Source organism: Dawidia cretensis (assembly GCF_018598175.1).
In the GTDB taxonomy this organism is placed as follows: domain Bacteria; phylum Bacteroidota; class Bacteroidia; order Cytophagales; family Cyclobacteriaceae; genus Ohtaekwangia; species Ohtaekwangia cretensis.
In genome coordinates this window covers 577,377-590,286 of record NZ_JAHESE010000001.1, presented here as the reverse complement: position 1 = coordinate 590,286, position 12,910 = coordinate 577,377, and the positions used below count along the sequence as shown (strand labels likewise).

At 51.3% G+C, this 12,910-nt stretch carries 12 protein-coding genes; 9 read left to right on the top strand and 3 right to left on the bottom strand.

Going from position 1 to position 12,910, the window contains the following annotated elements:
• Window positions 1-48 precede the first annotated feature (48 nt).
• From KK062_RS02590 to ftsY, 6 genes are all read left to right on the top strand, one after another.
• A complete protein-coding gene (locus tag KK062_RS02590; RefSeq protein ID WP_254082667.1) occupies window positions 49-2,271 on the top strand; it encodes a T9SS type A sorting domain-containing protein in 2,223 nt (740 codons plus the stop codon).
• A 27-nt stretch (window positions 2,272-2,298) separates the two neighbouring features.
• The gene (locus KK062_RS02585) at window positions 2,299-2,949 is read left to right on the top strand and encodes an HAD family hydrolase (protein WP_254082666.1); all 651 of its coding nucleotides are present in this window, start codon (window positions 2,299-2,301) and stop codon (window positions 2,947-2,949) included.
• 86 nt (window positions 2,950-3,035) lie between these two features.
• Complete coding sequence (gene rpmB / locus KK062_RS02580; protein WP_254082665.1) at window positions 3,036-3,275, top strand: 50S ribosomal protein L28; 240 nt, start codon at window positions 3,036-3,038, stop codon at window positions 3,273-3,275.
• 19 nt (window positions 3,276-3,294) lie between these two features.
• Window positions 3,295-3,477, top strand: a complete 183-nt coding sequence (gene rpmG, locus KK062_RS02575; protein ID WP_254082664.1) for a 50S ribosomal protein L33 — start codon at window positions 3,295-3,297, stop codon at window positions 3,475-3,477.
• Window positions 3,478-3,479: 2 nt separating this feature from the next.
• A complete protein-coding gene (locus KK062_RS02570; protein ID WP_254082663.1) occupies window positions 3,480-3,635 on the top strand; it encodes a DUF4295 domain-containing protein in 156 nt (51 codons plus the stop codon).
• Window positions 3,636-3,736: 101 nt separating this feature from the next.
• Window positions 3,737-4,690 (top strand): signal recognition particle-docking protein FtsY, encoded by a 954-nt coding sequence (gene ftsY, locus KK062_RS02565; RefSeq protein WP_254082662.1) that lies wholly within the window; start codon window positions 3,737-3,739, stop codon window positions 4,688-4,690.
• Window positions 4,691-4,701: 11 nt separating this feature from the next.
• Here the strand turns inward: ftsY and KK062_RS02560 are convergent, their stop codons facing one another.
• Entirely contained in the window at window positions 4,702-5,490 is a 789-nt protein-coding gene (locus tag KK062_RS02560; RefSeq protein ID WP_254082661.1) for a DUF6048 family protein, read from the bottom strand.
• Entirely contained in the window at window positions 5,474-6,790 is a 1,317-nt protein-coding gene (locus KK062_RS02555; RefSeq protein WP_254082660.1) for a DUF6452 family protein, read from the bottom strand. Before KK062_RS02555 ends, KK062_RS02560 begins: the two co-directional genes overlap by 17 nt.
• Window positions 6,791-6,927: 137 nt before the next feature.
• Here KK062_RS02555 and rimO point away from each other — a divergent pair, with 137 nt between their 5' ends.
• From rimO to KK062_RS02540, 3 genes are all read left to right on the top strand, one after another.
• Window positions 6,928-8,241 carry a 30S ribosomal protein S12 methylthiotransferase RimO gene (gene rimO, locus KK062_RS02550; protein WP_254082659.1) on the top strand — a complete coding sequence of 438 codons (1,314 nt, stop codon included), beginning with the start codon at window positions 6,928-6,930 and terminating at the stop codon, window positions 8,239-8,241.
• Window positions 8,242-8,388: 147 nt separating this feature from the next.
• Window positions 8,389-9,975: a bacillithiol biosynthesis cysteine-adding enzyme BshC gene (gene bshC / locus KK062_RS02545; protein ID WP_254082658.1), complete on the top strand. Its 1,587-nt coding sequence runs from the start codon at window positions 8,389-8,391 to the stop codon at window positions 9,973-9,975.
• Window positions 9,972-10,544: a 5-formyltetrahydrofolate cyclo-ligase gene (locus KK062_RS02540; protein ID WP_254082657.1), complete on the top strand. Its 573-nt coding sequence runs from the start codon at window positions 9,972-9,974 to the stop codon at window positions 10,542-10,544. Before bshC ends, KK062_RS02540 begins: the two co-directional genes overlap by 4 nt.
• On the opposite strand, the gene KK062_RS02535 is transcribed toward KK062_RS02540, so the two are convergent.
• Complete coding sequence (locus KK062_RS02535) at window positions 10,541-12,910, bottom strand: hypothetical protein (RefSeq protein WP_254082656.1); 2,370 nt, start codon at window positions 12,908-12,910, stop codon at window positions 10,541-10,543. The two genes, KK062_RS02540 and KK062_RS02535, sit on opposite strands and share 4 nt — an antisense overlap.

Here is a 12,910-nt window from a genome sequence, read left to right as displayed (position 1 = left end):
ACAGGCCGTATCGCGACTACGTTATGCTAAGGAAGAAATTTATTTTACATGAGAAGGTTTTTACACGCCGCATTGATTCTCTTCCCGCTAAGCCTGCAAGCCCAGTTTACGTATACGCTGGAAGATTCGGTGCTGGTCACCAGCGCCGAGAGCAACCTGGACTTAGCCTGGGCCGGCGGACTGAATGCCCCCCAATACAACACGCTGGACCTCGACCACGATGGCAAGGACGACCTCGTGGTGTACGACCGCATGGCGGCAAAAATTTCTACTTTCCTGCAGCAAGACGGTCGTTATGTATACACGCCTGCCTACGAACGTTTTTTTCCAACCGAGATCATCAACTGGTTACTGCTACGCGATTATGACTGTGATGGTCGGAAAGACATCTTCACCGGCGACAACTTTGGCATTCGTGTATTTCGTAACATCACTCCCGATGGCGGCCTACCGGCATGGAAGCATATTCGTTTTTACAGTGGTAGTGGCATGAGTGATGCGGTATTATATAAAGGATCCGGCGAGATCAAAACAAATCTTCAAATGGCTCCCGATGACATGCCGTCGATTTCGGATGTAGACGGCGACGGCGACCTCGACATCTTTAGCATCAGCTTTGGTAGCAATGGTACGGTTGGCTACTATAAAAATCTGGGCATGGAGGATCACAGCCGCTGTGATTCGCTGGACTTCAAACGCATCACCGCCAAATGGGGAGGCTTCGTGGAGTGTGGCTGCGGCAATTTTGCCTTTGATAATGCTGCCTGTTTTACAGGGGGGCGGCCCGAACATGCCGGCGGCAAAAGCCTGCTTGTGCAAGACTTCACGCACGATGGCATACCGGACATTTTGCTATCCGAGGCGGCGTGTAATCACCTCTGGCTACTCGAAAACAAGGGCACCCTCGATGCTCCCATTATTAACACCAATGTCAACTTTCCCGGGGTAACCTCACCGAACTTCTTGTACCCTGCGGCCTATTACGAGGACGTCGATTTCGACGGTAAAAAAGACATCATTGTCTCCACCAACCTGCCCAGTAAACAGATCAACCGGGCTGACCCGGCGACATTCATCGACCTCGCGCGGTCCAGCTGGCTGTACAAAAACAACGGTACGAATATTGATCCATCGCTCGCCTTTGTCAAGAATAACTTCTTACAAGACGCCATGCTGGAAGTTGGAGACAACGCCGTGCCCGCCTTTTTGGATTATGACGGCGACGGTGACTATGACCTCTTCATCAGCCAAAACAGCTCCGACATTATTTACGCCACGATACAGGTATACGAAAACACCGGCTCGGCCGAACTACCCATCTTTACGCTCGTCGATCCGGATTATCTCATCTTTACCTCGCTGCGGCTTTATAACGTCAAGATCCAGTTTGCCGATATGGACGCGAACGGTAGCAACGATCTCGTCTTCACCGGTACCTCTCCGGACGACGGGGTGACACGCCTGTATTATATTCCGAACCGCGCTAGTGGCAGCGCCAACTTTTCCCTGAACGATCGTCAACTTATTACGCTCCCTGCGCTGCCCAATAATGCTACGCTAGTCTCGTCGGAGAACATACTCGTCGTTGACGTCAACCTCGACCGGCGTCCCGATCTCTTGTATGGCCGTACCAACGGTACGCTCTTTTATCTGCGAAATACGGGGGGGCTGAGCTTTGTACTCGAGACCAGCGCGTATCTGGGCCTCACGTCCAGCGTGGTTCGTCAGAACATCGCTTGCGCGGTGGGGGATCTCGACGGCGACGGCACGGTCGACCTGGTGATGGGCGATCAGACGGGTGTCCTGCGCATTGTCAGTAATTTTCGTCTTGCTACGCAGGCAGAAAATGCCTCCACCAATATTCTGTGGAATCCGCTGTTGGGCGAATACGAATCCTACAACCTGGGCGGGCGGGTGTGGCCCGTGGCTGTCAATTTATTTAGCAGTGCGCGACCGGCCCTGGTGGTGGGCAATATGCAAGGCGGTATATACATTCTGCGCCATGACAATGAAGGCGTCCTGCCGGGAGATCCTGCGATCTACCTCGGACCTAATCCCGTCGCACGCCAGACACAACGACTGGAAGTTCGCATCGACCGGGCTGCCACGGCACAGATTTACAGCATCACCGGTCAGGCGGTTGGCCGTCCGTTGTATCTGCATGGGCAGCAAACAAATGATGTCCCGGTGGCGTCGCTCGCGCCGGGCGTATACATTTTACGCGTGGCGATTGGCCACAAATCGTTTGCACGAAGATTTGTCGTGCTTTAATATGGAATGTTTTGTAATTAACGGCGCATGAGTAAAGCCTTTATCTTTGATATGGATGGCGTCATTGTCGACAGCAATCCTTATCACAAAATAGCTCTTCAACAATTTTGTAAACAGCTTGGCTACGACCTGACCGAGGCGCAACTACGCGAGAAGATCTACGGCCGCACCAACAAAGATTGGATCTTCAATTTGTTTGGCGACATCGGCGATGCCCGCATCCAGCAATACGCAGAAGAAAAGGAGGCGCTCTATCGCCGGGTATGCGACAAAGACATTACGGCTGTGCATGGGTTGGTGGCCTTTCTGGAAAAGATGGATGCTCTCGGCATTGCACGGGCCATTGCCACTTCTGCACCGCGCGCGAATGTAGATTTCTCTCTTTCCAAGACGCATACCGAGCGGTTTTTCTCCACGATTCTTGACGACAGCTTTGTCAGCAAAGGCAAGCCTGATCCTGAGATTTATTTAAAGTCGGCCGCGGCCCTGGGCTACGCGCCTGCCGACTGTGTTGTTTTTGAGGATTCGCTGTCGGGCGTGCAGGCGGGCAAGCAAGCGGGGTGCAAAGTTGTAGGCATTACGACTACGCACACGCCGGAAGAGCTGCACGAAACGGATTTTATTATCCGCGATTTTGCTGATTTGGAGCCGCAGGAACTGATTTCCAAGCTTTTTTAGGGTTTTATTAAAGATCGGTTTGTATTTATGGACTGCTTTTAACGATATTTGCAGTCCCTTTTCGAAAAGGGCTAAAAAAGCTGAATATGGCACGAGTTTGTCAAATAACCGGAAAAAGACCTCAGGTAGGCAACAATGTTTCGCATGCGAACAACAAGACCAAGCGTCGTTTTTTGCCGAACCTTCAGAAGAAGCGCTTCTTTATCCCTGAAGAGGGTAAATGGATCACTTTGAAGTTATCCACAAAAGCAATCAAGACTATCAACAAAAACGGTATCTCTGCGGTTTTAAAGGAAGCTAAAGCCAACGGAAACCTGGTACTCTAGTAAATAAAGCAAAGAAATCATGGCAAAGAAAGGTAACAGGATCCAAGTGATCTTAGAGTGCACAGAGCACAAGACCAGCGGCCAGCCGGGTATGAGTCGTTACATCACCACGAAGAACCGCAAGAACACAACAGAACGTCTGGAATTGAAGAAATACAATTCAATCCTGAAAAAAGTAACTGTACACAAAGAAATTAAATAACCATGGCAAAGAAAGTAGTTGCTACCCTGAAAAAAACCGACGGAAAAAGCTACGCTAAAGTGATCCGTGCCGTGAAATCCGAAAAGACTGGTGCTTATACCTTCAAGGAGGAAATCGTTTCGTCTGATTTGGTAAAAGAAACACTCGCCAAGAAATAAGCTGGCCTAACAGAATAAAAGAAGTCCCCTTGAGGGACTTTTTTTTTATTTTAATTTGTACGTCAGCGTCTATCCGCAGGATACCTTACCCCAGACCCATTATGTTCGGACTGTTTTCAAAAGACAAAAAAGAATCCCTCGATAAGGGACTTGAAAAAAGCAAGGATAGCTTCTTTGGCAAGCTGGGGAAAGCGCTTGTCGGTAAATCTACCGTAGACGATGAGGTGCTTGACAACCTCGAAGAGATTCTCGTGTCGTCCGACGTGGGTGTGGAAACCACTCTGAAGATCATCGAGCGCATCCAGGCTCGCGTGGCCCGCGACAAATACCTCGGCACTACGGAGCTGGACCGGATTTTACGTGAAGAGATCGCGGTACTTATGTCCGAAAGCAATTCACAAGACGTAGCCGAATTCGAAACGCCTTCCGATAAAAAGCCCTATGTTATTATGGTTGTGGGTGTAAACGGGGTGGGTAAAACGACCACCATCGGCAAGTTGTCGGCACAATTCAAAAAGAAGGGTAGGAACGTTGTACTGGGTGCGGCCGATACCTTCCGCGCGGCCGCGGTGGATCAGCTTAAACTGTGGGGCGAGCGTGTAGGTGTACCCGTCATTTCACGCGGCATGAATACCGACCCTTCGGCCGTAGCATTTGACGCCGTGAAAGAAGGTTTGGATCGGAATGCCGACGTCATCATTATCGATACGGCAGGCCGACTGCACACCAAGGTCAATCTGATGGCCGAGCTCACCAAGATCAAACGCGTTATGCAAAAAGTTATACCCGATGCGCCCCACGAAGTATTGTTGGTGCTCGACGGGAGCACAGGACAGAATGCCGTGATTCAGGCGCGCGAGTTTACCAAGGCCACCGAAGTAACGGCCCTCGCCATCACCAAACTAGATGGCACTGCAAAGGGTGGTGTGGTGATCGGTATCTCCGACGAATTTAAGATACCCGTCAAATACATTGGCGTGGGTGAAAAGACCGAGGATCTACAGGTGTTCAATAAGACGGAGTTTGTCGACTCTCTTTTTAAGCGCAACGGGTAAGCACTCCTACGCTATTTCTCTTTCGTACTTTCTGTCTCTGTCGTCGGCGCTGCTGCTGTAGGCACTTTGGCTTTGCCCAGGGGGATCCTAAACAACAGCATATAGTTGAAACCCCAGGTGGACGGTTTGTCGGTGCGGCCAAAGCCCGGCACATCACTGGGGATCATCTCGCCCGTCTCATTGGTTTTGAGACCGAACTTAAAACGAGCGGTATAGCCCATCCAGAAATTTCCGATCATCTTTACACGAAGCCCTGTAGTCAACTCATACCAGTGGCCGCCAATGTTTGTGTTGTGATAGGGTTTGTTAATGGTGCCAAAGTCCGGGTCTTCAGCATTCGTAAATAGATGTTCTGAAAACGTCGAGCGTCCGTAGCGCAGGCCGAAAAAGAACATGTTTTTCTCGGGATCCTTTGTGAGGAAGTTCACATCTATACCTGCCCGGAAATAGCGGCCGTCATTGTCATATACGTTGCCACTGCCATCGAAGCTACGAGACCACGTGCCGTATTCCAGCGCCAGGAAGTACCGGTCAAAATCTACATCAGCATCTACCTCCCACCCTGAAAAAGTATTGTCGTAAAAATTGCGGGCGATCGTCAGACCGTCGGTGCCAAAGCGTACACCGGTAGGAATGAACCGTCGCGGGTCTTTCTTTACCTTAACAGTATCCTTCTCGGGGGTAGCTGTAGCCACCGCGGCTTTGTCTTTTTTGGGCGCGGCCGGCTGTCGCGGAGCAGCATGCTGCGCCAGGGCGACGGTGGTAACCAAAACAAACGCTATGCTACTGATCAGCCTCATGGATAACCTGAATGTTAGTATGCGTGGGGGGATTATGTAAAGAACCCGAGTTCGTGTTACTCGTTGGCGCGACGATGATATTATTCGTATTCTCATCATCCCCCACTTCCGCCAGTTCGGTATACGCGGTTATAGTGCCACAATTCCGTATTCCGCTGGCGCTTGTCGTACGGGTGTAGCGGATATGTACCGTATCCGTCGGTATGTTGCTGTCAGCATACTCGATATAAAATATCGTTTCGTCGCTGTCCGGGTTCACGGGCAATGTAACACTGGTAAGATCCCTGTTGGCAGCGTAGATCCTGTCGGGAGCATAGTCCGATGTAATCTTTTTGACGGCGATCGTATCGTCTTTCGTCGTGGTCACGTTCGGTGCCGTTCGCTGGCGGAAGACGAGCTTTGCGAGGTTTGTTTGCGGACACCGAAATAACCGGATATTGCTCGACGGCGGGTCGGTCAGATAATCCAGGAACTCGTTGTCTTCGTCAATGCCAAGGCTGTCGGCTACTGCCAGGCCCGCATCTAATGTCGCCACATCCAGATTCTCGACACGGCGTATTTCAGGACACAGGTCGGGGAAAGAGTTCTGTAGGCGTGTCGTATAGGTCACCCGTAGTTTTTGTGGGATGGTCGGGTTTCCGCCGCGCGTATAGAAGCTAAAGGTTGTTTCGCCTGAATTTGGGTCTACCGGTAAGTAAAAAAGCGTGCGGCTTGCTTGTGGGTAAAGTACCTCACCATTGTAATCGGCGATGATGCTGTCTACCGCCAGTGAACCCGCCCTAATGTTAAAGGCAACGGTGTTGTTGGTGGATGCTGACATATCGTAGAAGGCCACCCCCACGTATCGCGGGTTGGGGCATCGCAGGAGCTCGATGTTGATCGCGCCGGCGGCCTTGTTGGGCGCGCTGCTGATTACGCGTACTGAGTCTATGTCCGTACCCCGCGCCCGGAGGTCCGACACTTCATACCGCGCGCCACAATCCTCGGAAATAAACTGCGTCTTAAGATTATATCGCAGGTCCAGATAGCGGGTGCTGCCATCCTGGTATGTAAATATGACGTTTGTGGAATCCGTGGTGAAATTGATTGGGACGTATACGCTGGAGGTGACCGTGTCGGGAACATAATTGTCCGTACCGCTGACGTTTACCATTACCAGTCGAACGGTGTCGGCGCGGTTGGAACCGATTACCCGAAAAGCAAATCCGACCACATTATTATTTAGACGAAAACAGTCGGGATCGTCGAGACAAGAAACGGCCAAAATCAGGAAAAAAATGAACCAGGACGACTTTTTCATGGTTTGGTTTGAGGCTGTAAAGATACTTTAACACCCGGAAGCCCAAATTCCGTGCCCGTTTATTTTTGTATTTTTGCCGCCGGAAAGGCATGGGGGTGGCTGTTTCATCGGGCCGGCCTTCAAATCTGCCAAGAGACATGAAGACAAAGGGAAATAAAAAGACGAAAGTCAACATTGTGACACTGGGTTGCTCCAAGAACCTGGTGGATTCGGAGGTGCTGCTCACCCAGCTTCGCGGCAACGGCATCAACGCTGTACACGAGTCGAACGACGACGATGCCAGCGTGGTGGTGATCAATACCTGTGGATTTATCGATAATGCCAAGCAGGAGTCCATCGATACCATTCTGCGGTATGTGGATGCAAAGGAAGAGGGCATTGTCGACAAAGTGTACGTCACCGGCTGTCTTTCCGAACGCTACAAAGACGACCTGGAAAAAGAGATCCCCGATGTTGATGCGTGGTTCGGTACCCGCGACCTGTCACGGTTGTTGAAAGTCTTCAAAGCCAATTATAAGACCGAACTGGTGGGCGAGCGTATTTTGACAAACCCCAGCCATTATGCTTATTTAAAAATATCCGAGGGCTGCGATCGTCCCTGCTCATTTTGCGCCATTCCTCTGATGCGCGGCGGCCATATCTCGCGCCCGATGGAGGAGTTGGTCCTCGAGGCCAAAAACCTGGCCAAGAACGGCACCAAAGAACTGTTGCTCATTGCGCAAGACTCGACTTATTACGGTCTCGACCTGTATAAAAAACGCAACCTGGCAGAGCTGATGCAGCGACTGTCGGATGTAGAAGGAATTGACTGGATCCGTCTGCACTATGCATTTCCCGCAGGCTTTCCGATGGATGCCCTTGACGTCATGGCGGAGCGGCCGAACATCTGCAAGTACCTCGACATTCCCCTGCAGCACGGCTCGTCGAAGATGCTGCAGATCATGCGGCGTGGTACAACACGCGAAAAGACCGAGCAATTGCTCGAGACCATTCGCGAGCGTGTGCCCGGCATTGCTATTCGCACTACCATGATCTCCGGCCACCCGGGAGAAACACAAGCCGAGCACGAAGAAATGCTGCGTTTTATTGAGCGGTCGCGATTTGATCGCCTGGGTGTATTTGCCTACTCGCACGAAGAGAATACGCACGCCCACTCCCTGCCCGACGATGTACCCACGGATGTGAAGCAAGAACGGGTAGACGAGATCATGGAGCTGCAACAAGGCATATCGCTGTCGTTGAACCAGCAACGGGTTGGTAAAACCCTCCAGGTGCTGATCGACCGGAAAGAAGGCGGCACATTTATCGGCCGGACGGAGTTTGACTCACCGGAAGTAGATAACGAGGTTATCATCCAGAGTCCCGACAACTATCTTCGTGTCGGTGATTTTGCCAACGTAAAAATCAAATCTGCCACGGAGTTCGACCTGACGGGTGAGGTCGTGTTGTAACGCAGGGGCTTTAACAGATCATTAACAAATTTTATTGTCCAAAGGCGGGCTGCGCTTCTCCGGTGATAGAATTCTTTCAAACATAATACCATTAATTCCCGTTATTCGGGGTGTAGTTTCTGAGTCCACCAACCTCCGCACTTTTTTATGCAGCTTGAGAAAATTCCCTTTGCTGACACCCATGCATTCCATCCCTTTTTTCTCGATTACATTCAGCAAAAAGAATCGCTGCGTCCTTTCTATAATCGCTTTCCGACGTCAGGCGAATTCAAGCGGCAGATAACCGACAAGCAAGCCGCCTTTACCCCCGACCGCCGCACGACACTCGTCGAGGTTCTGCAGCGACAGTACAAAGACGTAACGACACCCGAGGCCGTACAGGGTAACATCAAGGCCCTGACCAACGATACGACCTTTACCGTGACCACCGGCCATCAGCTGAACATTTTCACGGGGCCGCTATACTTCATTTATAAGATCGTAACGGTCGTCAACACCTGTCGTCAGCTAAAGGAAAAATATCCGGACTACACCTTTGTGCCGGTCTATTGGATGGCCTCGGAAGATCACGATTACGACGAGATCAAATATTTCCGGTTATATAATAAAAAATATACCTGGGAGACTCCCCAACGAGGAGCTGTCGGCCGGTTCTCGACAAAGGACATGGCGGGGCTGCTGCGCGAAGTTCCCGGCGACATTCAGATGTTCCGAGAAGCTTATACGAAAAACAAGACCTTAAGCGGTGCGGTGCGGCATTATGTCAATGCGTTATTCGGCGCCGAAGGGTTGGTGGTGATCGACGCTGATGAGACGGCTTTTAAAGCGGGTTTCCGCGACGTGATCCAACAAGATATTTTTGACAACGTCGCCAAGAAACACGTTGATCAAACCACGCAGGCATTGGAAGCAAAAGGCTACAAGCCTGCTGTAAACGGTCGTGACATTAATTTCTTTTACCTGGGCGATGGCCTGCGCGCGCGGATCGAAAAAGTGGGTGATCAATTTCAGGTGGTCGATACCGATATATCCTTTACCGCCGAGGCGCTCCGCGAACTCATCGACAAGCACCCTGAGAAGTTCAGTCCCAACGTCATCCTGCGTCCACTGTACCAGGAGATGATCCTACCGAACCTGGCGTATGCGGGTGGGCCTTCGGAAGTGGAATACTGGTTGCAGCTTGGCGGTGTGTTCAAACACTTCCAGGTGCCTTTCCCGATTCTCATGCCGCGCAACTTTGCGTTGGTCCTGGAGCATGCCGCGCATCGTAAGTTCCTGCGGACAGAGCTTCACATTCGTGATTTCTTTGAGGACAAGAACTATATCTACAATCATTGGGTGTTGCAGCATTCGCCGCGTAATCTCACGGTAGGGAAAGAACGCACGGACGTTCAGGCGTTGTTCGAGGTTCTGCGCGAACGCGCCCATGAGATTGATACTACCCTCGCTGCCTATGTGGCGGCGGAAGGAAAGCGTGCGCTGAACAGCCTGGAGAAGATCGAGCACAAGTTGGTCCGCGCGGAGAAACGTCTGCACAGTGACACCTTGCGACAGATCGAGGCGGTAAAAGATTTATTATTTCCGAACGGGAACTTACAGGAGCGCACCGACAACTTCCTCAACTTCTACCAGCAGGACCCGCAGTTCATCCAGCGCCTGCTGCAGCATTTTGATCCATTCGATTTCCAATTCTATATCTTTGCGTACGAGGAACCGCTGGCGAACCCCGCATGACCAAGGCCGAACTACGCAAGCTTTATACGGAAAAACGGGCGACAATGTCCGAGGCGGAATATTTCCACCTCAATCATCTTTTGTGTGAATACTTCTTTGCGTTTGTCGATCTCTCCTTTGTACGCGTACTGCATAGCTTTGTTCCGATTGAAAAATTCAGAGAGCCGAACACCTGGTTGATCATCGATCGGATCCGGCGGGAGTTTCCACATATCCGGCTATCGTTGCCACGCGTACAACCGCAGACTGGGCAACTGGAGAATATTTTTTTTGAGGGTATGCACCAGCTACAGACCAACGCCTGGGGCATTCTGGAGCCCAAACAAGGTGTCCCCACCGAGCCTGAAAAGATTGATATGGTGTTGGTCCCGCTGCTGGCCTTTGATGTATACGGCAACCGTGTGGGGTACGGTAAAGGTTTTTATGATCGGTTCCTGCCGCTGTGTAAGCCTTCATGCCAGCGCGTCGGGCTGTCGTTGTTTGCCGAGCCAGTGGCCATCGATGATACCAATGCCTTTGACCAACCGTTGACTCAAATTGTTACACCCGCCGGTGTAACGGTGTTCTAACGTTGCTGCACCAGCGCGGGCTGGAACACCACCGAAAATGTGTCCGATGCAAATACAGGCTTTCCAGAATACGTGATTCCATCAATTTGAATACTATACGTTCCGGTGTTGTCAGGTGTATAAAACGATATCGTTGCGTCACCCATGTCGTTCGTCGTAAGCTCGGGATTCCAATACAATGCTGCCTTTATTTGAGGGTACCGGCGGTCGGCTTTTGGGTTGACAGTTTGTGGGAGCGTGGCAGTGGGTGTGATGCCTTTCACGGTTACCATATTGCGGGGCACAGGAACATTTCGTGCATTGTCCGGTATTGTTGTCTCGACCAGCACCATGCCGTTTTTGCCGATCTGCCCAAAGGTCCGTAACTTCTCCCATGTACACACTACTTTGATGGTAGCAACTTCGTCCGGCTTGAGCGACATGAAGTAGTCTGTATTATCGGTCAACACACCGTCGATCATATATACCGGGTCTTCTGTACCCATAACTTCCAGGTCCGTAATATACATTCTGACAACGTGTTGTTTGTCGTGCCAGCGGTGTTGCACAAATGGTATTATCTCGCGCAGCGTCTCTTCCATATCCGGAAAGAGCAAGTAGTCGCGCAGGTTGATTGTTACATCGGGGCTAAAAATTTCCTCTTCCAGGAAGGCATGTGGGTTTACTTTTTCATAGTGTTGCACTGGAGCTCGCTTTGCAAATCCATAGGCTTGTTCGATGACTTTTTGCTGTTCGGCAAATGTGCCATAGGCAGCGTGGTCGGCGGTTTCGCGATAGATGGCATCTGTTGTCATTGCGGGTATGGTATCTTTCTGTCCGAAGTCTACGGCTATGTCCTTTTGTATAACGCCTTTCCGGTCTGCCCGATAGTATACTTTATCATCACCAACGAAGTCGTTTAGCAACGGGAAGTTGAACGTTCCGTCCGAACGCGGATAAATGGCATAGGTCATGACATCTTCCTGTAAAAAGAATGTCAGGTGCGTGGAGTCGGGCAACGGCCCGGAGGAATTTCGGCGGTAGGCGCGACCGGAAAAAGACAGGCCCGTGCGAAAATTATGTATTTCTTCTGCGCGGGTGTTGTTCCATACCTCCGGCCAGGAAAACAGTCGTTCGTGCTGTGTGACCAGAAAATTGTCAAAGACGTTCGCGGGTGCGGTGGCGTACCGACGATACGCTGTGTACGGAAGCTCGCCCGAAAGCTGGAGTGGGTGTCGTGGTAAATGTGCAGAGGCCTGCGGGAACAAATCCTTCTGAAAGACGCGCACGCGCAGCCTGGCCTTGCCACCTTGTGGATCGTTCACATGCAGCTTGATGGTAACTTTCTCGCGGGTGCCGTACGTTTGCTGATCAAACGTCGTCATGATCTGCACCGGCGATGCCTCCTCTACAAAGAACAACCGCTCGGCCAATACCGTGGCGTCGTCGCGGAATACAGTGGCCCGGGCTACACCCGCGGGCAGGCCTGCTGTTGGGATGGATACAACACCAGTCCGGTTTGCACCAAAGGCAATTGCCGCACTATAGTATGCGGTGCCGTGCGCACTGATGATGATATACGCCTTGTCACCGGCTTCGCGAAGCGTTTGTGTACCGGCCTGCAGAACGATTCGCAGCGAGCCACCCGCTGTGGCTGGAGTCAGTAATAGATTTATGCCCGTGTCTGTTGATGTCGGCAGGGCTGTTCGTAATGCACCGTTTGCCGTTGCGAAGTATTGCTCACCGGGTTGCGGTGTCAGATAAAAAACACCCAGGCCGGTACTGTCGGGGGTGCAGGTTAAGATTTCTTTCCCCTGGGCGGTAACAATACTATACTTTGCTCCCGGTGTGCCCATCATCACCACTTTGTTGCTCACCTGTTGGATCAGGTTGCCACCTTCGGGGTAAAAGGCTGTGGAATATATACGCTTCTCGAGTAGTTCTTTGCCAGATAATATAGAAAGGGATGTATGGTATATCAGCTCCGGGTCGTAATTTTTCATCCAATCGCTGTAGGCCGTTACCGTGTAGTTTCCGGGATCAAGCGACGCCGGTATGGCCACCTGGTTGTAACCAAAACCATCGCGCACCAGCACCTGCTGCCGCACCACCGGTACGTTCTTATCATCCACCAGGGCAACGTCGATAATCTGCCGGCCGGAAAATCCTTTGTATCCTTCTGCGGTTAGAAACGAAATGTGAAAATAGGCTGTGTCCCCGGGGTGGTAGGCGGGTTGATTAAAAAACAAATGAAGCTTAACGGGTATATGCCGTGCATAAAAGGTCGACAACCTGTCTGTTAGGCGCGTAGCAAAATCCGCCTGCGCGTGGACTGTACCCACGGGCAACAGGAGAACAAACGCTATGTTAAATATCAATTTTCGCAT

Bases quoted from the DNA above. Each gene is read 5' to 3' on its own strand.
- KK062_RS02540 (WP_254082657.1), top strand. From the start codon at position 9,972: ATGACCAAGGCCGAACTACGCAAGCTTTATACGGAAAAACGGGCGACA.
- ftsY (WP_254082662.1), top strand. From the start codon at position 3,737: ATGTTCGGACTGTTTTCAAAAGACAAAAAAGAATCCCTCGATAAGGGA.
- KK062_RS02570 (WP_254082663.1), top strand. From the start codon at position 3,480: ATGGCAAAGAAAGTAGTTGCTACCCTGAAAAAAACCGACGGAAAAAGC.
- KK062_RS02560 (WP_254082661.1), bottom strand. From the start codon at position 5,490: ATGAGGCTGATCAGTAGCATAGCGTTTGTTTTGGTTACCACCGTCGCC.
- KK062_RS02555 (WP_254082660.1), bottom strand. From the start codon at position 6,790: ATGAAAAAGTCGTCCTGGTTCATTTTTTTCCTGATTTTGGCCGTTTCT.
- KK062_RS02585 (WP_254082666.1), top strand. From the start codon at position 2,299: ATGAGTAAAGCCTTTATCTTTGATATGGATGGCGTCATTGTCGACAGC.
- rpmG (WP_254082664.1), top strand. From the start codon at position 3,295: ATGGCAAAGAAAGGTAACAGGATCCAAGTGATCTTAGAGTGCACAGAG.
- bshC (WP_254082658.1), top strand. From the start codon at position 8,389: ATGCAGCTTGAGAAAATTCCCTTTGCTGACACCCATGCATTCCATCCC.
- KK062_RS02590 (WP_254082667.1), top strand. From the start codon at position 49: ATGAGAAGGTTTTTACACGCCGCATTGATTCTCTTCCCGCTAAGCCTG.
- rimO (WP_254082659.1), top strand. From the start codon at position 6,928: ATGAAGACAAAGGGAAATAAAAAGACGAAAGTCAACATTGTGACACTG.
- rpmB (WP_254082665.1), top strand. From the start codon at position 3,036: ATGGCACGAGTTTGTCAAATAACCGGAAAAAGACCTCAGGTAGGCAAC.
- KK062_RS02535 (WP_254082656.1), bottom strand. From the start codon at position 12,910: ATGCGAAAATTGATATTTAACATAGCGTTTGTTCTCCTGTTGCCCGTG.